Annotated in this window: 21 protein-coding genes; 11 read left to right on the top strand and 10 right to left on the bottom strand. The window is 68.6% G+C overall.

Going from position 1 to position 20328, the window contains the following annotated elements; translation table 11 throughout:
• Window positions 1-8: 8 nt before the first annotated feature.
• The 8 genes from ABZX92_RS17115 (at window position 9) to ABZX92_RS17080 (ending at window position 8296) form a co-directional block, all read left to right on the top strand.
• On the top strand, window positions 9-950 hold the full coding sequence (locus ABZX92_RS17115; protein ID WP_355559701.1) for a VWA domain-containing protein: 942 nt from the start codon (window positions 9-11) through the stop codon (window positions 948-950).
• Window positions 943-2034, top strand: a complete 1092-nt coding sequence (locus ABZX92_RS17110; protein ID WP_355559695.1) for an XdhC/CoxI family protein — start codon at window positions 943-945, stop codon at window positions 2032-2034. The genes ABZX92_RS17115 and ABZX92_RS17110 overlap by 8 nt, the downstream gene beginning before the upstream one ends.
• 81 nt (window positions 2035-2115) lie before the next feature.
• Window positions 2116-2661, top strand: coding sequence for a (2Fe-2S)-binding protein (locus ABZX92_RS17105; RefSeq protein WP_355559693.1), 546 nt, complete (start codon window positions 2116-2118; stop codon window positions 2659-2661).
• The gene (locus ABZX92_RS17100; RefSeq protein WP_355559690.1) at window positions 2658-5081 is read left to right on the top strand and encodes a xanthine dehydrogenase family protein molybdopterin-binding subunit; all 2424 of its coding nucleotides are present in this window, start codon (window positions 2658-2660) and stop codon (window positions 5079-5081) included. The genes ABZX92_RS17105 and ABZX92_RS17100 overlap by 4 nt, the downstream gene beginning before the upstream one ends.
• The gene (locus ABZX92_RS17095; protein ID WP_355559687.1) at window positions 5078-5902 is read left to right on the top strand and encodes a xanthine dehydrogenase family protein subunit M; all 825 of its coding nucleotides are present in this window, start codon (window positions 5078-5080) and stop codon (window positions 5900-5902) included. The genes ABZX92_RS17100 and ABZX92_RS17095 overlap by 4 nt, the downstream gene beginning before the upstream one ends.
• Window positions 5899-6495 (top strand): SRPBCC family protein, encoded by a 597-nt coding sequence (locus ABZX92_RS17090; RefSeq protein WP_355559685.1) that lies wholly within the window; start codon window positions 5899-5901, stop codon window positions 6493-6495. Before ABZX92_RS17095 ends, ABZX92_RS17090 begins: the two co-directional genes overlap by 4 nt.
• A gap of 5 nt (window positions 6496-6500) precedes the next feature.
• Window positions 6501-7613, top strand: coding sequence for a CapA family protein (locus tag ABZX92_RS17085; RefSeq protein WP_355559682.1), 1113 nt, complete (start codon window positions 6501-6503; stop codon window positions 7611-7613).
• Between the two features lie 77 nt (window positions 7614-7690).
• Window positions 7691-8296 (top strand): Uma2 family endonuclease, encoded by a 606-nt coding sequence (locus tag ABZX92_RS17080; RefSeq protein WP_355559679.1) that lies wholly within the window; start codon window positions 7691-7693, stop codon window positions 8294-8296.
• Here ABZX92_RS17080 and ABZX92_RS17075 read toward each other — a convergent pair.
• The 4 genes from ABZX92_RS17075 to ABZX92_RS17060 form a co-directional block, all read right to left on the bottom strand.
• Entirely contained in the window at window positions 8286-9218 is a 933-nt protein-coding gene (locus ABZX92_RS17075) for an o-succinylbenzoate synthase (protein ID WP_355559676.1), read from the bottom strand. The genes ABZX92_RS17080 and ABZX92_RS17075 overlap by 11 nt on opposite strands.
• 9 nt (window positions 9219-9227) lie before the next feature.
• On the bottom strand, window positions 9228-9656 hold the full coding sequence (locus ABZX92_RS17070) for a GerMN domain-containing protein (RefSeq protein ID WP_355559673.1): 429 nt from the start codon (window positions 9654-9656) through the stop codon (window positions 9228-9230).
• Between the two features lie 80 nt (window positions 9657-9736).
• The gene (locus ABZX92_RS17065; protein WP_355559670.1) at window positions 9737-11110 is read right to left on the bottom strand and encodes an ATP-binding protein; all 1374 of its coding nucleotides are present in this window, start codon (window positions 11108-11110) and stop codon (window positions 9737-9739) included.
• The gene (locus tag ABZX92_RS17060; protein WP_355559667.1) at window positions 11107-11787 is read right to left on the bottom strand and encodes a response regulator transcription factor; all 681 of its coding nucleotides are present in this window, start codon (window positions 11785-11787) and stop codon (window positions 11107-11109) included. Before ABZX92_RS17060 ends, ABZX92_RS17065 begins: the two co-directional genes overlap by 4 nt.
• A 129-nt stretch (window positions 11788-11916) precedes the next feature.
• Between ABZX92_RS17060 and ABZX92_RS17055 the strand changes: the two genes are divergently transcribed.
• Window positions 11917-13461 (top strand): trypsin-like serine protease, encoded by a 1545-nt coding sequence (locus ABZX92_RS17055; protein ID WP_355559665.1) that lies wholly within the window; start codon window positions 11917-11919, stop codon window positions 13459-13461.
• On the opposite strand, the gene phnE is transcribed toward ABZX92_RS17055, so the two are convergent.
• The 4 genes from phnE to ABZX92_RS17035 are packed head-to-tail and all read right to left on the bottom strand — an operon-like array spanning window position 13352 to window position 16687.
• Window positions 13352-14137 carry a phosphonate ABC transporter, permease protein PhnE gene (gene phnE / locus ABZX92_RS17050; protein WP_355559662.1) on the bottom strand — a complete coding sequence of 262 codons (786 nt, stop codon included), beginning with the start codon at window positions 14135-14137 and terminating at the stop codon, window positions 13352-13354. The genes ABZX92_RS17055 and phnE overlap by 110 nt on opposite strands.
• Window positions 14134-14751 (bottom strand): ATP-binding cassette domain-containing protein, encoded by a 618-nt coding sequence (locus tag ABZX92_RS17045; RefSeq protein WP_355559661.1) that lies wholly within the window; start codon window positions 14749-14751, stop codon window positions 14134-14136. The genes phnE and ABZX92_RS17045 overlap by 4 nt, the downstream gene beginning before the upstream one ends.
• Window positions 14751-15635 carry a phosphate/phosphite/phosphonate ABC transporter substrate-binding protein gene (locus ABZX92_RS17040; RefSeq protein ID WP_355559658.1) on the bottom strand — a complete coding sequence of 295 codons (885 nt, stop codon included), beginning with the start codon at window positions 15633-15635 and terminating at the stop codon, window positions 14751-14753. Before ABZX92_RS17040 ends, ABZX92_RS17045 begins: the two co-directional genes overlap by 1 nt.
• Window positions 15635-16687: an FAD-dependent oxidoreductase gene (locus ABZX92_RS17035; protein ID WP_355559655.1), complete on the bottom strand. Its 1053-nt coding sequence runs from the start codon at window positions 16685-16687 to the stop codon at window positions 15635-15637. The genes ABZX92_RS17040 and ABZX92_RS17035 overlap by 1 nt, the downstream gene beginning before the upstream one ends.
• Before the next feature lie 96 nt (window positions 16688-16783).
• On the opposite strand from ABZX92_RS17035, the gene ABZX92_RS17030 reads away from it, so the two are divergent.
• Together ABZX92_RS17030 and ABZX92_RS17025 are read left to right on the top strand one after the other, a co-directional pair.
• The gene (locus ABZX92_RS17030) at window positions 16784-17530 is read left to right on the top strand and encodes a GntR family transcriptional regulator (RefSeq protein ID WP_355559653.1); all 747 of its coding nucleotides are present in this window, start codon (window positions 16784-16786) and stop codon (window positions 17528-17530) included.
• Window positions 17527-18168 (top strand): phosphonatase-like hydrolase, encoded by a 642-nt coding sequence (locus ABZX92_RS17025; RefSeq protein ID WP_355559650.1) that lies wholly within the window; start codon window positions 17527-17529, stop codon window positions 18166-18168. Before ABZX92_RS17030 ends, ABZX92_RS17025 begins: the two co-directional genes overlap by 4 nt.
• 48 nt (window positions 18169-18216) lie before the next feature.
• Here ABZX92_RS17025 and ABZX92_RS17020 read toward each other — a convergent pair whose 3' ends face one another.
• Window positions 18217-18645, bottom strand: a complete 429-nt coding sequence (locus tag ABZX92_RS17020; protein WP_355559647.1) for a hypothetical protein — start codon at window positions 18643-18645, stop codon at window positions 18217-18219.
• Window positions 18642-20282 carry a DNA repair helicase XPB gene (locus tag ABZX92_RS17015; protein ID WP_045312869.1) on the bottom strand — a complete coding sequence of 547 codons (1641 nt, stop codon included), beginning with the start codon at window positions 20280-20282 and terminating at the stop codon, window positions 18642-18644. The genes ABZX92_RS17020 and ABZX92_RS17015 overlap by 4 nt, the downstream gene beginning before the upstream one ends.
• Window positions 20283-20328 lie beyond the last annotated feature (46 nt).

Below are 20328 nucleotides of genomic sequence, written 5' to 3'. Positions count from 1 at the left end.
CGCGCGTCCTGCGGGGCGCCGGGCTTCCGTGCGGGCCTGATCGCGTGCAGGCGTTTCTGCAGGCCTCTGCTCATGTCGATCTCTACTGGGCCGGGCGGCTCACGCTCTGCGCCGATCCGGACGACCTCCCGCGCTACGACGCGGCTTACCGCGCCTACTTCGGTGGCACACCACCCCGGCCGCGCACGACGATCGAGCTCGACTCGGTGACGGTCGGCGTCGCGGCTTCTGAGGTGGAAGTGTTGCGCCACAAGGACATCTCCGAGTTCAACGCGGCGCCGTTGATTCAGCAGCTGAAACCGCTTCCGCCGCGCAGACGATCTCGCCGGCTCAAGAAAGCCCGCCGTGGCCGCATCGACCTGGCTCGGACGGTCCGCGCGATGATCGAGGTAGGTGGCGAGATCGCGTTGCCACGCCACCGTCGCCGGGGCGTGAAGGCACGCCGTTTGGTGCTGTTGATCGACGTTTCCGGCTCGATGGCGGCATATTCGGACGCGTTGCTGCGGTTCGCGCACGTGATCGCGCACGCCATGCCCGTCGAGGTCCGCACGATCGGCACCAGGCTCACCCGCGTGACCAGGCAGCTGCGTGAACGCGATCCCGAACGGGCGTTGCGAGCGGCCGGCAGGGCTATCCCTGACTACGAAGGCGGGACGCGGCTGGGTGAGGCGCTGCGGCGGTTCAACCAGCAGTGGCGGCAACGAGGTGCGGTGGTCGTGTTGTTCAGCGACGGCTGGGAACGTGGTGACCCGACCCTGCTGGCGACCGAGATGGCGAGGCTGAGACGGGTGAGTCACCAGGTCATCTGGGCCAACCCGCACGCGGGCAAGCCCGGCTATCGGCCCGTGCAGAGCGGCGTGGTGGCGGCGCTCCCGCACGTCGACAGGATGGTCGCCGGCCACAGCGTGCACGCGTTGGAAGAACTGCTGAAGGAAGTGCGCCATGCGTGATGTCCTGTTCGACCTCGCGGACCGGGTGGCGAACGGCGAGACGGTCGGCGTCGGCACCGTGGTCGCGACCTTCAGCTCGGCGCCGCGGCCGGCGGGTGCGGCGATGCTCGTGACGCAGGACGGCGAGGCCGTCGGCAGCGTGTCCGGCGGGTGCGTCGAGGGCGCTGTCTACGACCTGGCGCAATCCACTGACGACCCGGTTCTGCAGCGGTACGGGGTGAGCGACGACGACGCGTTCGCGGTCGGGCTGACCTGCGGCGGGATCATCGACATCTACGTCGAGAAGATCAACGCCGAGACGTTTCCGCAGCTCGGCGAGGTGGTCGAGACGGTCCGGGCCGAGCAGCCAGTGGCCGTCGCGACCGTGATCGAGCACCCGGACGGGATCGGCCGGCGCATGGTGATCTGGCCGGACCGGCGTTCGGGCAGCCTCGGGTCCTCGCGGATCGACGACGCCGTCACGGATGACGCGCGCGGCTTGCTGGCCTCCGGGCGCAGCGGAGTGCTGCAGTACGGGCCGGACGGTCAGCGGCGTGGCGAGGGCATGAGCGTGTTCGTGAACTCGTTCGAACCGCCGCCGCGCATGCTCGTGTTCGGAGCGATCGACTTCGCCGCCGCGATGGCTCGTCTCGGTGCGTTCCTCGGCTACCGCGTGACCGTCTGCGACGCGCGACCGGTGTTCGCGACCCGCAGCCGTTTTCCCGAGGCGGACGAGGTGGTCGTGGCGTGGCCGCACAAGTACCTCGAAGGCGAGGCGTCCAAGCTCGACGAACGCACGGTGATCGCCGTGCTCACGCATGATCCGAAGTTCGACGTGCCGCTGCTGGAGGTCGCGTTGCGGCTGAAGGTCGGTTACGTCGGCGCGATGGGATCCCGGCGCACGCACGAAGATCGCTTGCAGCGCTTGAGGGAAGCTGGTTTGACCGAGAGCGAACTGGCGCACCTGGCGTCGCCGATCGGCCTCGATCTTGGTGCCAGGACACCGGAAGAGACGGCGGTGTCGATCGCCGCCGAGATCATCTCCTTGCGGTGGAAGGGATCCGGCAGGCGGCTGGTGGATCTTGGTGAACCGATCCACCACTGATCGGGTTGTTGAACCCGCACACAGGGAGGAGGCTGAAGTGACCCTCGTCACTAGAAGGCCCACCACCCTGGGAGGGTTTCCATGCACATCTCGGTCAACGTCGACGGAGTGACGTACGCCGACGAGGTCGAACCCCGCCTCCTGCTCGTGCACTACCTGCGGGAACGCCTGGGCAAGACCGGCACCGTCGTCGGCTGCGACACCGGCAACTGCGGGGCCTGCACGGTGCACCTCGACGGCCACAGCGTGAAGTCGTGCCAGATGTTCGCGGTCCAGGCGAACGGGCGCGAGGTCACCACGATCGAAGGCCTCGCCCGCGACGGCAAGCTGCACCCGGTGCAGGAGGCGTTCCGCAGCAACCACGCGCTGCAGTGCGGGTTCTGCACGCCCGGCATGATCATGCAGGCGATCGACCTGCTCGCCGACGAGCCGGATCCCGACGACGAGACCGTGCGCAAGGGCCTGGAGGGCAACCTCTGCCGCTGCACGGGCTACCAGAACATCGTCCGCGCGGTGCAGGACGCCGCCCAGCGGATGAAGCCGGGCGCGGGCCCGAAGATCGAGCAGCACAGTGACTCTTCTCGGGACGAACACGTCGGTTCGAGGCAACCGGTAGGTGGAGAATGACCGCCACCGCCGAGCCGGAAGTCGGCAAAGCCCGGCTGCGCAAGGAAGACGCGCGCCTGATCACCGGACAGACCAGGTGGACCGACAACATCCAGCTCACCGGCATGCTGCACATGGCGGTGCTGCGCAGTCCCGTCGCGCACGCCCGCATCCGCAGCATCGACTGCAGCCGCGCGACCGCGATGCCCGGTGTGGCGATCGTCCTGACCGGTGAGGACTTGGCCGCTGAACAGGGTTCGCTGCCCTGCGCGTGGCCGATCACCGAGGACATGCTGGCACCGCCCGCACCCGCGTTGGCCGTGGACCAGGTCAACTTCGCCGGCGAGGCCGTCGCCCTGGTGATCGCCGACAACGCGTACCGCGCGGCGGACGCGCTGGCCGCGATCGACGTCGACTACGACGAGCTGCCGGTCGTGCTGGACCTGGCAGAAGCCTTGCAGGACAACGATCTGGTGCATCCGGACCTCGGCACGAACAAGTCCGCGACCTGGGTTTACGACTCGGCGGATGCGGGCAGCGGCACGAACGTCGAGGACGAGATCGCGTCGGCCGAGGTGGTGCTGGAGCGGACGTTCCGGCAGCAGCGGCTGATCCCGTCCTTCATGGAACCTCGTTCGGTCGTCGTGGACCCGAGCGCCGGCATGTTCACCGTCTGGTCGGCGACGCAGATCCCGCACATCCTGCGGTGGATGCTCGCGGCCGTCAGCGGTATCAGTGAGCACAAGATCCGCGTGATCGCGCCTGATGTCGGCGGCGGGTTCGGAGGCAAGCTCCAGGTCACGCCGGAAGAGCTGCTGTGCCTGCTGGTGGCGCGGCGGATGGGCCGCCCGGTGAAGTGGACCGAGTCGCGCACCGAGTCGATGCTGTCCGCGCACCACGGCCGCGACCAGATCCAGAAGATCACGCTGTCCGCCCGCCGCGACGGCACCGTGACCGGGCTGAAGGTCGAGCTGCTCGCCGACATGGGCGCGTACCTGCGGCTGGTCACGCCGGGCATCCCGATCCTCGGTGCGTTCATGTTCAACGCGATCTACAAGTTCGCGGCCTACCGGTTCGTGTGCACCAACGTGTTCACGAACAAGGTGCCCACGGACGCGTATCGCGGCGCCGGGCGGCCCGAGGCCACGTTCGCGATCGAGCGGATGATGGACGAGCTCGCGGTCGAGCTGGGCCGCGACCCGATGGAGCTGCGGCAGCAGAACTGGATCAAGCACGACGAGTTCCCGTTCACCACCGTCGCCGGGCTCACCTACGACTCCGGCAACTACGAGGCCGCGACGGCTCGCGCGATGGAGCTCTTCGACTACTCGGCGCTGCGCGAGGAGCAGGAACGCCGTCGTTCTTCCGGTGATCCGGTGCAGATGGGCATCGGCATCTCCACCTACACCGAGATGTGCGGGCTCGCGCCGTCCAGGGTGCTCGGCGCTCTGCGTTATGCCGCGGGTGGTTGGGAGAGCGCGTCGATCCGGATGCTGCCCACCGGCAAGGTCGAGGTGATCACCGGGACGTCGCCGCACGGGCAGGGTCACGAGACGGTGTGGTCGCAGATCGTGGCCGACCGGCTGGGTGTGCCGTTCGAGGACGTCGAGGTGCTGCACGGCGACACGGCGTCGTCACATCGCGGCATGGACTCCTACGGGTCGCGGTCTTTGGCTGTTGGTGGCACGGCTCTGGTGCACGCGGCGGACAAGGTGCTCGCGAAGGCACGACGGCTGGCCGCGCACATGATGGAGTGCGACGAGGCGGACGTGGAGTTCGCGACCGGGTCGTTCTCCGTTCGCGGCACCTCGACGGTTCGTTCGCTGGGTGACGTCGTGTTGGCCGCGCACGTGGCGCACGATCTGCCCGAGGGCATGGAACCCGGGCTGGACGCCGACGCCACGTTCGATCCCGACAACTTCTCGTTCCCGCACGGAACCCATTTGTGCGCAACGGAAGTCGACACGCAGACCGGCATGGTCAAGATCGTGCGGTACGTGGCGGTGGACGACGTCGGCACGGTCGTGAACCCGTTGATCGTCGACGGTCAGGTGCACGGCGGACTGGCTCAGGGCATCGCGCAGGCGTTGTACGAAGAGGCGATTCACGACGAGATGGGCACGTTGACGACGGCCACGCTGGCTGACTACCTGGTGCCTTGTGCGGCGGATCTGCCCGGGTTCATCACGGCTCGGACGGCCACTCCGGCGACGTCGAACCCGTTGGGCGCCAAGGGAGTCGGCGAGGCGGGCACGATCGCCTCGACGCCCGCTGTGGTGAACAGCGTGCTGGATGCCCTGCGGCACATGGGTGTTCGCGACATCGAGATGCCGATGTCGCCTGAGCGTGTGTGGACCGCGCTGCAAGGTGGCGTGGCGGATGCGTCGACGCCCGCCGCGGGTGGGCTCGGCTCGATCGACTCGCAGGGAGGTCAGCCGTGATCCCGGCGGAGTTCAGGTACCTGTGTCCATCCACTGTGGACGAAGCCGTGCGGATGCTCGCAGAGGAGGGCGAGGACGCCAAGATCATCGCGGGCGGGCAGTCGCTCGTGCCGGTGCTGCGCATGCGACTGGCGGCACCGACGGCGTTGATCGACATCGGCGGGCTGACCGAGCTGACCGGCGTGCGCGACGACGGCGACTCGTTGTTCATCGGGGCCATGACCACGCACTACGAGGTGCAGCGCGACCATCTGATCCACGACCACGCGTTGTTGTTGAAGCTGGTCACGGACACGGTGGCTGATCCCCAGGTCCGGCACCGCGGCACGTTCGGCGGCTCGCTGTGCCACGCGGACCCGGCGGGCGATCTGCTGGCGCCGGTGCTGGCCCTGGACGCCGTGATGATCATCGCCGGCCCTGACGGCCGTCGTGAGGTGCCCGCGTCGGAGTTCTTCGTCGACTACTTCGAGACGGCGCTGGCTCCGAACGAGATCCTGATCGATGTCAGGGTGCCGAAATACACTGGTTGGGGAGCGCACTACGAGAAGCTCAACCGGGTCGCGCAGGCGTGGTCGATCGTCGCGGTGGCGGCGGCCGTGCAGGTCCGCGACGGGTCGATCGCCGCTGCTCGCGTGGGCCTGACGAACGTGGGATCCGGTCCGGTGCGCGCCACTGACGTGGAATCGGCGCTGATCGGTCAGCCGGCCACCGCCGAGTCGATCTCGTCGGCGGCTCGGTGGGCGTCTTCCGGCGACGGTTACAAGGACAACCTCGCTCGGGTGTTGACCGACCGCGCGCTGACGGCGGCGGTAGCGGGATGAAGCTGACGCACTCGTTCACCGCGCCGGCCCCGGCCGAGGAGGTCTGGGAGGCGTTGCTCGACCCGGAACGCGTGGCGCCGTGCCTGCCGGGCGCCACGCTGACCTCGGTCGACGGCAAGACGTTCAGCGGGGAGGTGAAGGTCAAGCTCGGCCCGGTGCAGCTGCTGTACCGGGGCACCGGGGAGTTCGTGGAGATCGACCCGGTGCTGCGCCGCGCGGTCATGAAGGCCGCGGGCAAGGACACGCGCGGCAACGGCACCGCGTCCGCTGTCGTCACGTTCCAAGTGGGTGACACGGTCGAGGTCGAGACCGATCTGTCGGTGACCGGCCGACCGGCCCAGCTCGGTCGCGGCCTGATCGCCGAGGTCAGCGGCAAGCTCGTCGACCAGTTCGCGGAATGCCTGGCGAGCACGCTGGGTTCAGTGGATCCTGACGAGGTGGCGCAACAGCAGCATCTCCGCGTGGTCCCCGACGAGCCGATCGACCTGATCGACACCGCAGGCGTACCGGTACTCAAGCGCGTCCTACCCATCGCGGCCGCAGTGGCGGCCGTAGTGCTGTTCGTGGTCGTGCGACGCAGGCGGCAACGCTGAAGCGTGTGGTCCGGTGGCCGGCATTCGCGCTGGTCACCGGCCTTGCGCTGGCCGCGTGCACGGGCTCGCCGGTGGTCATCACCTCGCCGCCCCCGCCGCCTTCTACGACGTCTTCCGGCCCGCCGCCGCCGCGTTCGTTCACGCTGACCGCGGGCGGCGACATCCTGATCCACCCGGCGCTGACCGACCAGGCCGTCGCCGACGGTGGTGCCGCGGGCCGCGACTACCTGCCGCTGCTGGCCGGCATCAAGGACACCCTGAAGGCTGATCTTTCGCTGTGCCACCTGGAAATCCCGCTGGGCACCAAAGAAGGCCCGTTCTTCGGCTACCCGGCCTTCATCGCACCGCCCGAGGTCGCGAAAGGCCTGGTCGACGTCGGCTACGACTCGTGCTCGACCGCCTCGAACCACACACTGGACCGGGGAGTTGGGGCGATCACGACGACGTTGGACGCGATGGACGCCGTCGGTCTCAAGCACACCGGCTCGTTCCGCACGCCCGAGGAATCAGCCGCACCGCTGATCCTCGACGCGGGTGGTGTGAAGGTCGCCCAGCTGTCGTTCACCTACGGCTTCAACGGCATTCCGCTGCCCCAGCCGTGGCGCGCGAACCAGATCAACGTCGCCAAGATCCTCGCCGACGCGCGCAAGGCCCGTGAGGCCGGCGCCGAGGTCGTCGTGCTGTCCGTGCACTGGGGCAACGAGTACCAGCACGAGGCGACCGAGGAACAGAAGTCGCTGGCCCGCCAGTTGCTGGCCGACCCGGCACTGGATCTGATCATCGGCACGCACGTCCACGTGGTGCAGCCGTGGGAGAAGATCGGCAAGAAGTGGGTCATCTACGGGCTGGGCAACGAGGTCGCCCGGCACTCCGAGCCTCGTGGCGTCACCGAGGAAGGCGTGATCGGCCGCTTCAAGTTCGAGCAGGGGCCGGAGGGGTGGAACGTCGTCGCGGCGTCCTACACGCCGACGCTGGTCGAGCTGGGGCCGCCGATCCGGCTGGTGGACCTGACTCGGGTGCCTGCGAATGCGCGGCGGACCGAGGCGATCAACCGGACCGAGGGCGTGGTGTTCAGTCTGGGTGCGAACGGTCAGGGCCTGTCCAGAGGGAAGCCCTGATCAGCCGAAGGTGTGGAATTGCGGGACAGTTTGGAGCAGCTCCATGTGCGACGGTGACTGAGACGGAAGGAGACGCAGTGACCGCACTACCCGACAGGCCTTCGAAGCGTCTGCTTGCTGTTGCAACGGGTCCAATGACCGTTGCTCAGTACGCCGCGCTCGGAGAAACCGAAGACGGCTATACAGAATTGGTAAACGGCCGTCTGATCATGTCCCCCAGTCCTCTTGCTGACCACAACGTCACTGGGTCGAATCTGCTGGTCCAGCTAGGTAGCCAGCTACCTGACCATCTTGAAGTAATTCTCGACATGGACGTGAATCTGGAGTTGTCCGCGCCAGAACAGCCTGGTTACGTCCGCCGGCCGGACGTGATCGTAGTCCAACGCAGCGCTCGCAAGCGGCAAAGGGCCGAAGGTGGCTTGATCAAGGCGTCAGAGATCGTGCTCGTGGTCGAGACTCTGTCGCCGAGTTCGCGCACGACGGACTATCGCGCCAAGCGTGAGGAATACGCCTTGGCGGGTATTCCGTTCTACTGGATCATCGACCTCGACGAACCGATCTCATTGGCTCCGCTGCACCTAGCCGGAGAATTCGGCTATCAGGAGGCGCCTGCGGAGACCAGGATTTACGAGACCGACGCGCCGTTTCCGCTGAAGATCCAGGTGGACCGACTCATCGATTGAGCTTGCTCAGCACCCTGTCGTACCGATCAGTCCAGGCCTTCGCGATCACATCGTTCGCGAAACCCTCGATGCGGTCCGGCACGGGTGGTTTTGTCAGCACGGGCAGATAGCCGTCCACCGGTGTGAGCGAGTCGCTCGTGACGTCGCCGTCCAGCAGTGACAGCGTCGCGAGCCCGCAGGCGTAGTCGAGCTCAGGCAGCGCAGCCGCCAGTGCGACACCTGCCGCCATGCCGACCGACGTCTCCAACGCGGACGACACCACGATCGGCAGTCCGCACGCTTCGGCCACTTCGAGGGCTTTCCTCACCCCGCCGAGCGGCGCCACCTTGATCACCGCGATGTCCGCGGCCCCGGACACGGCCACCTTGAGCGGATCCTCGGCCTTGCGGATCGACTCGTCTGCCGCGATCGGCACGTCCACGCGTTTGCGGACCGCCGCGAGCTCTTCCAGCGTGTGGCACGGCTGCTCCACGTACTGAAGGCCGCCCGCAGCCTTGTCCATGGCCTTGATCGCGGTGACGGCCGTGTCGACGTCCCACATCATGTTGGCGTCGACCCGCACGAACCCATCTGGTCCGAGCGCATCCCGGACCGCCTCAAGCCGAGCGCAGTCCTCTTCCAGCGTCGACTCGGCGACCTTCAATTTGGCCGTCGAGCAGCCTGACTTCGCGACGATCTCGTGGGCCTTCTCCGCGCTCACCACCGGAACCGTGCAGTTGACCGGAATCCGGGAGCGGACCGGTGCGGGCCAGCCGTCGTTGGCTGCTTCGAGCGCGCACGCCAGCCAGGCCGTGGACTCGTCGTCGTCGTACTCCTCGAACGGGCAGAACTCGCCCCACCCGGCCGGCCCCTCGAACAGCAGGCCGGTGCGCTGGGTGATGCCGCGGAACCGCGCCCGCATCGGGATGGAGTAGACGTGCACGACGTCGATTCAAGCGCACTTGATGTACTCGAGCGAATGGCCGCCGCCACGCAGGTTGACCGTGCCGACGGCCTGGATGCCGAGCAGCGTGCACACGATCTGCTGCACGGCGGCCTTGCTGAGCAGCGAGACGTCGGTGGAGATCGACACGTCCAGCCCGTTGGCCACCCGGTCGACGGAGGCGGGCGCGGCGTCGAACGGGACCTCGGTGGTGAGGCCGCGGTTCTGCTCGGCCGCGGTGGGGCCCTGGGCGAGCAGGGCGACGACGTCGTAGCCGCTCAGGCTGCCCTGGGGGCGGTTGACGGCGACGACGCGGCCCTCGGACACCCAGTAGAGCGCGGGCGAGGTGTTCTCGACCGGTCCGCTCGGCGCCTCCAAGCCGGGAATGGGGTCGGTCGGCCGGATCCCGCAGGCGGAGACCACGACGAGCAGGAGCACGAGGCCAAGCTTGCGCAGGGGTCCCCTCCAGGGGGTCCCCCTGAATCCATTGTCCCAGGCAGCACCGACAGTTTTGGGCGTCACAGGTCACCGCCCAGAGGCAGCCGCAGCGTGAACAGAGCGCCGCCACCGGGTCGGTTCGCAGCGGTCAAGGTGCCGCCGTGCAGCCGGGCGTTCTCCCAGGCGATCGCGAGCCCGAGCCCCGATCCCTCCGACCGGCCGCGCGCCGAGTCGGCCTTGTAGAAGCGTGCGAACACGTGCGGCAACACGTCGGCGGAAAGCCCCGGCCCCGCGTCGGCCACCACGATCACCAGCGACGACCCCTCGACGTACAGCGTCACGGTCACCGGCTGCGCACCGTGCCGCAGGGCGTTGCCGACCAGGTTCGCCACGATCACGTCCAGCCGCCGCGGGTCCAGTCGGGCCCGCACGCCGTCCGGCAGCGACTCCGACACCTCGAAGCCGCGCATCCGCAGCGTCCGCGACACCACCTCGGCCACGTCGACGTCGTCCAACGCCAGCGCCGCCGTGCCCGAGTCGAACCGGGTGACCTCGATCAGGTCGTTGACCAGCCGGGTCAGGTTCGAAGTCTCCCGGTTCACCAGCCGCGCGGCCTGGCCGGCCACACCAGGCAGGGAAGCGGTCTCGGCGTCCAGAACATCGGTCACGGCGGTCATCGCGGCAAGAGGAGTCCGCAGCTCGTGCGACACATCCGCCACGAACCGACGGGCATCAGCCTCCATCCGCCGCAGCTCACCGACGTGGTGCTCCAAAGAGGACGCCGTGGTGTTGAACGTCGTCGCCACGGCGGCCAGTTCGTCCCGTCCCCGCACCGGCACCCGCGCCGCGAGATCGCCCTGGCCGAGCCGGAACGCCGCCATCCGCAGCTCGCGCACAGGCCGCAACACCCCGCGAGCCGCGAAGAACGCCATCGCCAAGGCCAGCAGCAGCCCGGCACCGCCGATCAGCCACGCGTTCCGAGCCAGCTCGTCGACCACCTCGATCTCCGAGGTGAACGGCCGCAGCACCCACACCTCGATCCCGGACGCGCCGCCGCCGGAGATCCGCATCTGCATGCCCACGACGAGCCACACCCCGCCCTGGTACGGCACCCGCTGCCAGCCCACCTGCCCGGACGACACCAGCGACCGCAGGTCAGCCGTGATGACTGAAGGATCCATCGAGCCCGCGGACACACCCGGAGCCCGAACGAGCGCCACCCCCTCGCGACCGGACACCTTGCCGGCGATCCGCTCAAGCAAAGCGGCGTCAGGCACCCGAGCCGGCAACGGGTACAGCTGCTCCACGCGGCCGGTCGTCTCGATCACGGCGTTGTCCTGCGCCCGCTGCACGATCGCGTCACGCGCCCGCACGTACCCGGCACCCGACACCGCCACGGCGGTCACGATGCTCAGGAACGCGAAGGCGAGCAGCAGCCGGAGGCGCAGCGTCACAGCGGCCCGAAGCGGTAGCCGAAGCCCCGCACGGTCTGGACGTACACCGGGGCGGCCGGGTCGTTCTCGATCTTCGACCGCAGCCGCTGCACGCACGCGTCGACCAGCCGCGAGTCGCCGAGGTAGCCCTGGTCCCACACCGACTCCAGCAGCTGCTGCCGCGACATCACGCGACCGGGTGACGACGAGAGCTCCAGCAGCAGCCGCAGTTCGGTCGGCGCCAGCGACACCGGGCGCCCGAGCAGGGTCACCACGAGCCCGTCGCGGTCGATCGTCAGGTCGCCGTAGCGCTCGGCCACGACCTCAGGAGCGGACACAGAAGATCGCCGCAGCACCGCCCGGATGCGAGCCTCCAGCACCCGAGCCTGCGCGGGTTTGGCCACGTAGTCATCGGCACCGGCCTCCAGCCCGGCCACCACGTCGATGTCGTCGTTGCGCGCGGTCAGCATGATGATCGGGAGGTCGCCGGACGCCCGGATCCGCCGGCACACCTCGAACCCGTCCACGCCCGGCAGCATCAGGTCGAGCACGACGACGTCCGGCGCGACGCTCATCAGCAGTTCGAGGCCCTCCTCGCCCGTGCGCACCGCGTCCACGGTGTGTCCCTGGTAGGTCAGGGCGAGCGACAGTCCCTCGCGGACCGCCTCGTCGTCCTCGATCAGCAGTACGCGCGGCATGACCTCCAGCCTTCCCGACGGGTCTCATGAGGACGTCCTTGCCACGTCATCGTTGCGTAACGACCGCCCGTGCGCAGTTGTTGCACAGCCATGATCGAGCGCGGACACGGGTTCGAAAGCCTCGTCCACATGCGAAAAGTGCTCTTGACGGCGACCGTCGCGCTCACCGCGACGATCACCTCCGTCACCCCTGCCCTGGCCATTCGCGGCGGCGTCGAAGCTCCCGAGCCCTACCCGTTCTCGGGCTCGTTGCAGCGGCCGGACTCACCGCGCGAGGACGGCCACACCTGCGGCGTCACGCTGATCGCCCCGAGCTGGGCCGTCACCGCGGGCCACTGCACCAAGAACAACCCCAGCGGCGCCCAGGTCGGCCGCCCGAAGAACTGGACCGTGCGGCTCGGCACCACGGACGCGGGCAGTGGCGGCGAGGTGATCGCCGTCGAGCGGTTCATCACCTACACGCAGTACCCGGTGCAGGACGGCGACCTCGGCCTGCTGAAGCTGACGAAGCCGGCGAAGACCAAGCCCGTCGCACTGCCGGACGCGCGGCCCGCCGACGGCACGAAGACCCGGATCCTCGGCTGGGGCATGACGTGCAACAAACGTCAGCCCGAGTGCTACCCGAAGAAGCTGCGCGAGGCCGACACCGTGATCCAGCCCGCCGCGCAGTGCGTGCTCAGCGGGATCAAGGAAGAACGCGAGATCTGCATCGGCGCGACGGACGGCAGCGTCGCCGCGACGAACATGGACTCCGGAGGCCCCGCACTCGTCCGCGCCGGCGACCACTGGGTGATCGCCGGAGTCGTCAGCGGCAGCAACGGCGACGACCAGCCCGTCCTCTACACGGACCTCAACCACTTCAAGGGCTGGATCAACGACGTCGTCACCGGCAAGATCGATCCGCCGGACACCCCGGTGCCGAACCTCGAAGGCGCCGCGTCGCTCGCCGGTGTCTGCTCAGCGTCCGTGGTGAAGACCAACAGCACCAAGTACAACGACCCGGCGCTCCTGCTCACCAACGGCCACTGCGTTCCGGAACGCCCGGCGCCAGGCCAGACGCTGAAGGAGGTCGCCGTCGCGGTTCCGGTGACCATCGGCGACCGCCAGGGCTACCTCCAGGCCAAGGCGAACACGACCCACCTGGTCTACGCCACGATGACCGGCACGGACACCGCGCTCTACCGCCTCGACCAGACCTACGCCCAGCTGCGGGCCAAGGGCGTGAAGATCTTCAAGCTGGCCCAACGAAATGCCAAGCCGGGTGAACGCGTGGACATCATCTCGTGGGGCAACGGTGACCGTTTCAAGTGCACGATCGACGCCGTGGTCCCGCATCTGCGCGAAGAGGGCTACACGCAGGACAACGCCTACCGCTACGACAAAGACTGCAAGCCCTCGCACGGCGGTTCCGGCTCACCGATCGTGCTCAAGGACGGCGTCACGGTCGTCGGCGTGCACAGCACCGGCAACGACAGCGGTGAGCAGTGCACGGCCAACAACCCCTGCGAGGTCGCAGCGGACGGCACGGTGACCGTGCACCAGGGTGCCCGCTACGGCCAGCAGATCACGCACCTAGCCGCTTGCGCACGAACGCCGAAGCCTGGTCGACCACAACAACGAGAAGCAGCACCACGAGGATGTGCGCGACCATCTCGTCGAACCGGAACAGCTTGATCGACTGGTTGATCAGGAAGCCGATCCCGCCCGCGCCCACCAGGCCGAGCACGAGCGACGACCGCACGTTCACGTCCAGCCGGTAGAGCAGAAGTCCAGCCAGAGAGGGCAGAACGGTCGGGAGCACCGCGTGCAGCGCGATCTGCGGACCGGACGCACCGGTCACCCGCAACGCATCGCGCGGCCCGCGGTCGCTCTCGTCCATCGCCTCGGCCCAGAGCTTGCCCATCACGCCGGTGTTGTGGAACACCAGGGCCAGTACGCCCGCGAACGGCCCGAGCCCGACCGCCGTGACGAAGATCAGCGCGAACACCACGTCCGGCACCGAGCGCAGGAACGACAGCACCGCGCGGGCCGCTTGTTGCGCCCACACCGCTGAAGTCGTTGCGCGGGAAGCCAACAACGCCAGCGCAAGAGCGAACGGGATGGAGAACGTGGTGCCGAGCAGTCCGATGTACAGGGTGATCACGGCAGCTTGGAGCGACTCGCCGAGCACCGAGAAGTCCGGTGGCAGCGACTCGGCCAGGAAGTCCGCCATGCCCTCCCAGCCGGCGATCAGCGCGGCGGGGGAGAACTCGGTCGCCTGCCACGCGAGCACGTGGACGACCACCGCGACCGCCACAACGATCCACACGACGGCCGACGGCCAACGTCGTTTCGGAACTGCGATCGTCATGCCGCTACCGCCGTTCGCATCTCCACGATCCGATGGGCGTACTTCTGCGCAAGTTCCGGCTGGTGCAGCACGGCCACGACCGCCAGCCCTGCAGAAGCCAGGTCCACCAGCAGTTCCATGACCTGCACGGCTGCTTGCGGATCCAACGCCGACACCGGCTCGTCCGCGAGGATCACGTTGGCGCGCTGGCACAACGCCCGTGCGATCGCCACACGTTGTTGCTGTCCACCGGAAAGCCGTGCGCACCGATCCAGCGCACGATCCGCGAGCCCGACCCGGTCGAGGCACTGCATGGCCTCTTCCCTGATTTGGTGCGGGAAGAAGAACGAGCGGTGCAGCGGAAGCCGGCCCAGAGCGCCGGAGCACACGTTGTCCAACGCGTTGCGGCGGCCGACGAGGTGGATCTTCTGGAACACCATGGCGGCGGTCCCGTCGACGTCGACCGAACCGCCGTCCGGGGTCTCCAGCCCGACGGCACAGCGCAGGGCCGTGGACTTGCCCGAGCCGTTCGGCCCGAGCAGCGCCACGAACTCCCCGGCCTCGGTCCGCAGGTCGAAGCCGTCCAGCACGGTGCGGCCGCCGAACGACTTGCGCAGGCCGCGGATGGCGAGCATCAGACGTCCTCTTCCTTGAGGCCCAACGTCGTCGCGAGGTCGAACAGCACCTCGTACGTGCTGTTGTCCACCTGCACCAGCGGTCCGGGCGGGGTGACGTCGAGGAACGCGCCGACCTTCGCCACGTCCGCTGTCTCCAGCTCCAGCAACGCCTTGCGCACCTTGTCCTTGAACGATGCGTCGAGGTCGCCGCGCACGGTGATCGGGTCGTTCGGGATCGGCTCGGACTTCCAGATCTGGCGGAACTTCGACTCGTCGAACGTGCCCGCGGCCTTGGCACTGGCGAGCTGCTGGCTGTTGATCTCGCCGGCGTCGACCTTGCCGTTGATCAGCGCGAGCATCGCCTCGGGGTGGCCGCCCGCGTAGTCGAGCTTGACGTCGTTCACGCCGGCCTTCTTGAGGCCGTAGCGGGGAAGCGCGTCACCGGAGGCGGAACCGACGCTGCTCAGCGCCAGCGACTTCCCGGCGAGGTCCTCGATCTTCTGCAGCGGTGAGTCCTTCCTGACCCAGATGCCGGCGGTGTAGCTGGTGAGCTTGCCGGTGCCGTCGGCGAACGACGCCAGCGGCTCGGCCTTGGCCTTCTGCGCGGCGAAGACGTAGCCGAGCGGGCCGAACTCGGCCAGCTCCAGCTTGCCGTTGCGCATCGCCAGCACCTCGGCGGCGTAGTCGTCGACGATCTGCAGCTCGACCTCGCAGCCGAGTTTCTTCGTCAACGCCTTCGCGAGCACTTCGTAGGCGGGCTTGAGCTTGTCGGGGGCCTCGTAGGGTTCGACGCCGAAGCGCACGTGGCCGTTGTTCGGGCACTCCCTACTTGAAGTGGAAGTCGCAGAACCACAGGCGGTCAGGGTCAGTGTCGCGGCAAGGACGACGCTGATGGCTCTCATCACAGCTCCTGGAGGAGGTCGTCGAGCACGGCCGGGGCGAGGCCGAGCGCGGTGGTCATGCCGATGCCGGAGGTGACCGAGACGGCCCTGGTGCGGGGAGCGGGCGTCGCGGTCAGGAAGGGGGCCGGGGCCGACGCGTAGATGCCGCGCCAGCGTTCGAGGACTTGCAGCGAGGGCACGCCGAGGAGCCGAGCCGTCTCGGTGAGGACCAGGTCGTCGAGGTCCTCCGGCCGGTACGGGTCGACCGTGCGGCTGTAGTGGTGGGTGTCGCCGATGGTGAGCGAGCCGTCGGGGAGCTGGGTGAACATCAGGTTCAGCCCGGCTTCGACCAGCTCGGGGTGGTCGTTCGTGAGGCGTTCGCGGACGAGCTGGGTGCTGGGGCACCGCGCGAACGCCTCGTAGCGCAGCATCGAGAACCCGGTCAGCACGGCCGGGTCGATCACGCCGCCGTGCGCGACGCGCAGCATGCGCAGCTGACAGCGCTGGATCTGACGTTCTTCCGCGATGTCCGGGAAGAACCTGTCGACGTCGTGCCCGACCGCGACCACCGCCGCGTGGCACGGAATCTCGCCGCGAGAGGTGCGGACCAGGCCAGGCTCGACCGTCAACACGTTGGTGGACCAGTGGAACGTGACACCGCGTGAGGCCAGCAGCGCCGCGATCGAGTGCACGGCCTCGCGCGGGTTGACGCGGATGTCGAGTGGCAGGAACGCGCCTTCGCCGGTCAGCTCGATCTCCCGGACGGAGGCGAGCTCCTCCAGAACAGCGCGTTCGTCGTCGTGCCGGGCCAGAACGAGCGTGCCCGACTCGCGCAGCCAGAAACCGGCCTCGCGAGCGAGCTTCAGCCACTCCTCGCGCGCGGTCATCGCGTACTCGAACGCCACTCCGTCCTGAGCGGTGAAGCAGCCGTGCCCGAAGTTGCGCACGGACGCCCCGGCCGCGTGCTCGTCGCGCTCGACCACGGTGACGGAGAGACCCCGCCGCACCGCGTGCCAGGCGTGCGCGAGGCCTACGACGCCCGCGCCGACGACCACCAGGTCCACACTTGTCATGACAAGAACGATGAGCAACCTCCACGGCAGAAGCAATGGCTGTTCTGATGTGTTCACTTGGTGTTCAGACTTGTTATGACATGTATGGTTGCTGGCATGGAGATGCCCCTGCACGAGCGCATCGCGGCCGATCTGCGCCGCCGCATCGCCTCGGGTGAGCTGGCCGTCGGTGATCCCGTGCCGTCCGAATCGCAGCTGTGTGCGCAGTGGGAAGCCTCGCGCGCGCCGGTGCGGCAGGCGCTCACGACGCTGCGCGCGGAGGGCATGATCGGCGGCGGTCGCGGCAAGCCCGCGGTGGTGCGCAGGCACACGCTGTCGCAACCGTTCGAGACGTTCCTGTCGTTCTCCAGCTGGGCCGCGGGCCTCGGACATGTTCCAGGACAACGAACTCTGGAGATCGCCCGCCGTCCGGCCGACGCCGACATCGCCGACGCACTGCAGCTCGACGAGGGCACACCGGTCGTGCAGCTCCTCCGGCAGCGGCTGATCGACGGCCGGCCGACGATGCTGGAGCGCACGACGTTCGTGGAACCGGTGGGGCGCCTGCTGTTCGACTTCGACTGCGACAGCGGCTCGCTCTACCAGTACCTGGGGGAGCAGGGCGTCGACATGACGATCGCCCGGCATCAGATCGACGCCGTCGCGGCGGACGAGCAGGACAGCGAACTGCTCGAAGTCGCTTTGGGCGCACCACTTCTGCGGGAACGGCGGCGGGCGTCCGGTGTGGACGGACGGCCGGTCGAGTACTCCGACGACCGCTACCGCCCGGACATGGTCAGCTTTTCCATCGAGAACTCCCAGCAGGCGCACCCTGCGCTGCTGCGGGACTGGAGGGCCTCGTGAAGGTCGACCTGGTGGTGCTGGACATCGCCGGCACCACCGTGGAGGAACACGGACTGGTCTACAAAGCGCTGGCGGACACCGTGATCGCGGCAGGCGGCGACGCGAGCGACGTCGGCGACTGGATGGGCGCCGACAAGTACGAGGCGATCTCGTCGATGCTCGGCAAGTCCATTGTGGACGTGGAGTTCAAGGACTTCCACGAGCGACTCGGAGCGTACTACGCCGAGACGCCGCCGACGCCGATCCCCGGCGTGCCGGAAGCGTTGGTGCAGCTGCGTTCCAACGGCGTGAAGGTCGCGCTGACGACCGGCTTCGACCGGCCGATCGTGGACGGCCTGCTCGAAGTGCTGGGCTGGGGCGAGGGTCTGCTGGACGCGGTCGTCTGCGTGGACGACGTGTCGGCGGGCCGCCCGGCGCCGTACATGATCTTCAAGGCGATGGAGCTGACCGGCGCCCGCGACGTGCGGCGCGTGCTGACGGCGGGCGACACCGTGCGCGACCTGGAAGCGGGCACGAACGCGGGCGCGGGCTTCGTGGTCGGCGTCCTCAGCGGCAGCCAGACCGAGGCCGAGCTCGCCGCGGTCCCGCACACCCACCTGCTGCCCGGCGTCGCCAACCTCCCGGCCCTGCTGGCTTGAGGCGTCTGCAAGTACCACCAACTGCGAGTTGGTGGTACTTGCAGACGCCTAATCCAGTGCCGCGGTGTGGCGGAGTTGTTCTGGGGTCGGGTCGGTGACCAAGACTTGGAGTGCTGCGGCGAACTGGTCGAAGCGCCGGTCGAACTCGGCCAGTTCGCGCGATGGCTCGGCGACCAGGGCAGCCCGCCCGGCCTTGGGGATCGCAGTGGACAGCGCGTTCCTCAACGGCTGGGACCGGCGCAGCGCGATCAGCAGCGTCCACAGCCGCTGCTCGACCAGCGCCACCTGGACGGGATCACCGCTGACCCGGAGGAAGTCGGCACGCACGGCCGTGGCCCGGCGGCGTTGCGAGGGGTCGGAGAAGTCGTCCGACCGGACCACCTGACCCTCCGGGGCCGACCGGGCGAGCGACTCCTCCGACCGGAACCGCCGCACCGGCACGGTCCCGGCCGGGTTCCACATCCACCAGAACGTCATCCGACCAGGTCGTCCGCGTCGACGATCTTGTACGCGTAGCCCTGCTCGGCCAGGAACCGCTGCCGGTGCGCCGCGTAGTCGGTGTCGAGCGTGTCGCGCGCGACGACCGAGTAGAAGTGCGCCTGCCGCCCGTCACCCTTGGGCCGCAGGATCCGGCCGAGGCGCTGAGCCTCCTCCTGCCGCGAGCCGAACGTGCCGGACACCTGGATGGCGACCGAGGCCTCTGGCAGGTCGATGGAGAAGTTCGCCACCTTCGACACCACGAGCGTGCGCAGCTCGCCGCGGCGGAACTTGTCGAACAGCTCCTCGCGCTCCTTGTTCTTCGTCGATCCCTTGATCACCGGCGCCCCCAGTTCCTCGCCAAGCTCGTCGAGCTGGTCCAGATAAGCACCGATCACCAGAGCCGGCTCGTCGGGATGCTGTTCGAGCACCCGGCGGACCACGGGAATCTTGGTCCGCGCGGTCGAGCAGAGCTTGTAGCGCTCCTCGGGCTCGGCCGTCGCGTACTGCAGCCGTTCGTTGTCCGTCAGCGTCACGCGGACCTCGGTGCACTCGGCGGGAGCGATCCACCCCTGCGCTTCGATGTCGCGCCACGGCACGTCGTACCGCTTCGGCCCGATCAACGAGAAGACGTCGCCCTCCTGCCCGTCCTCGCGCACCAGCGTCGCCGTCAGCCCCAACCGCCGACGACTCTGCAGGTCTGCGGTCATCCGGAACACCGGCGCCGGCAGCAGGTGGACCTCGTCGTAGACGATCAGGCCCCAGTCGCGCGAGTCGAACAGCTCCAGGTGCTTGTACTCGCCCTTCGACTTGCGGGTGATCACCTGGTAGGTCGCGATCGTGACCGGCCGGATCTCCTTGCGCTCACCCGAGTACTCGCCGATCTCCTCCTCGGTGAGCGACGTGCGCGCGATCAGCTCCCGCTTCCACTGCCGCCCGGCCACGGTGTTCGTGACCAGGATCAACGTGGTCGCCTGCGCCTCGGCCATCGCCGCCGCGCCCACGAGCGTCTTGCCCGCGCCGCACGGCAGCACCACCACACCCGAGCCACCGGCCCAGAACGCCTGGGCCGCGAGCCGCTGGTAGTCGCGCAGCTTCCAGTCGGTCTCGTCGAGCTCGATCGCGTGCGCCTCGCCGTCGACGTACCCGGCGTGGTCCTCCGCGGGCCACCCGACCTTGAGCAGCAGCTGCTTGAGCCGCCCGCGCTCGCTCGGGTGCACGATCACCGTGTCGTCGTCGATCCGCGCCCCGAACATCGGCGCGATCTTCTTGTTGCGCAGCACCTCTTCGAGCACCGCGCGGTCGTTGGAGTGCAGCACGAGCCCGTGCGCCGGGTTGTTCGTCAGCACCAGCCGCCCGAACCGGCTCATGGTGTCGACCACGTCCACCAGCAACGGCTGCGGCACCGGATAGCGGCTGAACCGCACCAGCGCGTCCACCACCTGCTCGGCGTCGTGGCCTGCCGCGCGGGCGTTCCACAAGGCCAGCGGCGTCACGCGATACGTGTGCACGTGCTCGGGTGCGCGCTCCAGCTCGGCGAACGGCGCGATGGACGTGCGCGCGTCGTCGGCGAGCGGGTGGTCGACCTCGAGCAGCAGCGTCTTGTCCGACTGGACGATCAGGGGGCCATCGGTCACGGGTACAAGTCTCCCTGACGACGCCAAACGCGTTCGACCTGCGTCA

This window comes from Lentzea sp. NPDC006480, from assembly GCF_040611995.1.
Classification (GTDB): domain Bacteria; phylum Actinomycetota; class Actinomycetes; order Mycobacteriales; family Pseudonocardiaceae; genus Lentzea.
Note: the sequence above shows the minus strand (reverse complement) of the source record. Positions and strands in the feature narration are given on the sequence as shown.

What these genes read in the sequence shown, in the direction of transcription:
- ABZX92_RS17090 (WP_355559685.1), top strand. Translation starts at nt 5,899, where the DNA reads ATGAAGCTGACGCACTCGTTCACCGCGCCGGCCCCGGCCGAGGAGGTC.
- ABZX92_RS17045 (WP_355559661.1), bottom strand. Translation starts at nt 14,751, where the DNA reads ATGCTCGCCATCCGCGGCCTGCGCAAGTCGTTCGGCGGCCGCACCGTG.
- ABZX92_RS17055 (WP_355559665.1), top strand. Translation starts at nt 11,917, where the DNA reads ATGCGAAAAGTGCTCTTGACGGCGACCGTCGCGCTCACCGCGACGATC.
- ABZX92_RS17030 (WP_355559653.1), top strand. Translation starts at nt 16,784, where the DNA reads ATGGAGATGCCCCTGCACGAGCGCATCGCGGCCGATCTGCGCCGCCGC.
- ABZX92_RS17060 (WP_355559667.1), bottom strand. Translation starts at nt 11,787, where the DNA reads ATGCCGCGCGTACTGCTGATCGAGGACGACGAGGCGGTCCGCGAGGGA.
- ABZX92_RS17105 (WP_355559693.1), top strand. Translation starts at nt 2,116, where the DNA reads ATGCACATCTCGGTCAACGTCGACGGAGTGACGTACGCCGACGAGGTC.
- ABZX92_RS17110 (WP_355559695.1), top strand. Translation starts at nt 943, where the DNA reads ATGCGTGATGTCCTGTTCGACCTCGCGGACCGGGTGGCGAACGGCGAG.
- ABZX92_RS17040 (WP_355559658.1), bottom strand. Translation starts at nt 15,635, where the DNA reads ATGAGAGCCATCAGCGTCGTCCTTGCCGCGACACTGACCCTGACCGCC.
- phnE (WP_355559662.1), bottom strand. Translation starts at nt 14,137, where the DNA reads ATGACGATCGCAGTTCCGAAACGACGTTGGCCGTCGGCCGTCGTGTGG.
- ABZX92_RS17035 (WP_355559655.1), bottom strand. Translation starts at nt 16,687, where the DNA reads ATGACAAGTGTGGACCTGGTGGTCGTCGGCGCGGGCGTCGTAGGCCTC.
- ABZX92_RS17100 (WP_355559690.1), top strand. Translation starts at nt 2,658, where the DNA reads ATGACCGCCACCGCCGAGCCGGAAGTCGGCAAAGCCCGGCTGCGCAAG.
- ABZX92_RS17020 (WP_355559647.1), bottom strand. Translation starts at nt 18,645, where the DNA reads ATGACGTTCTGGTGGATGTGGAACCCGGCCGGGACCGTGCCGGTGCGG.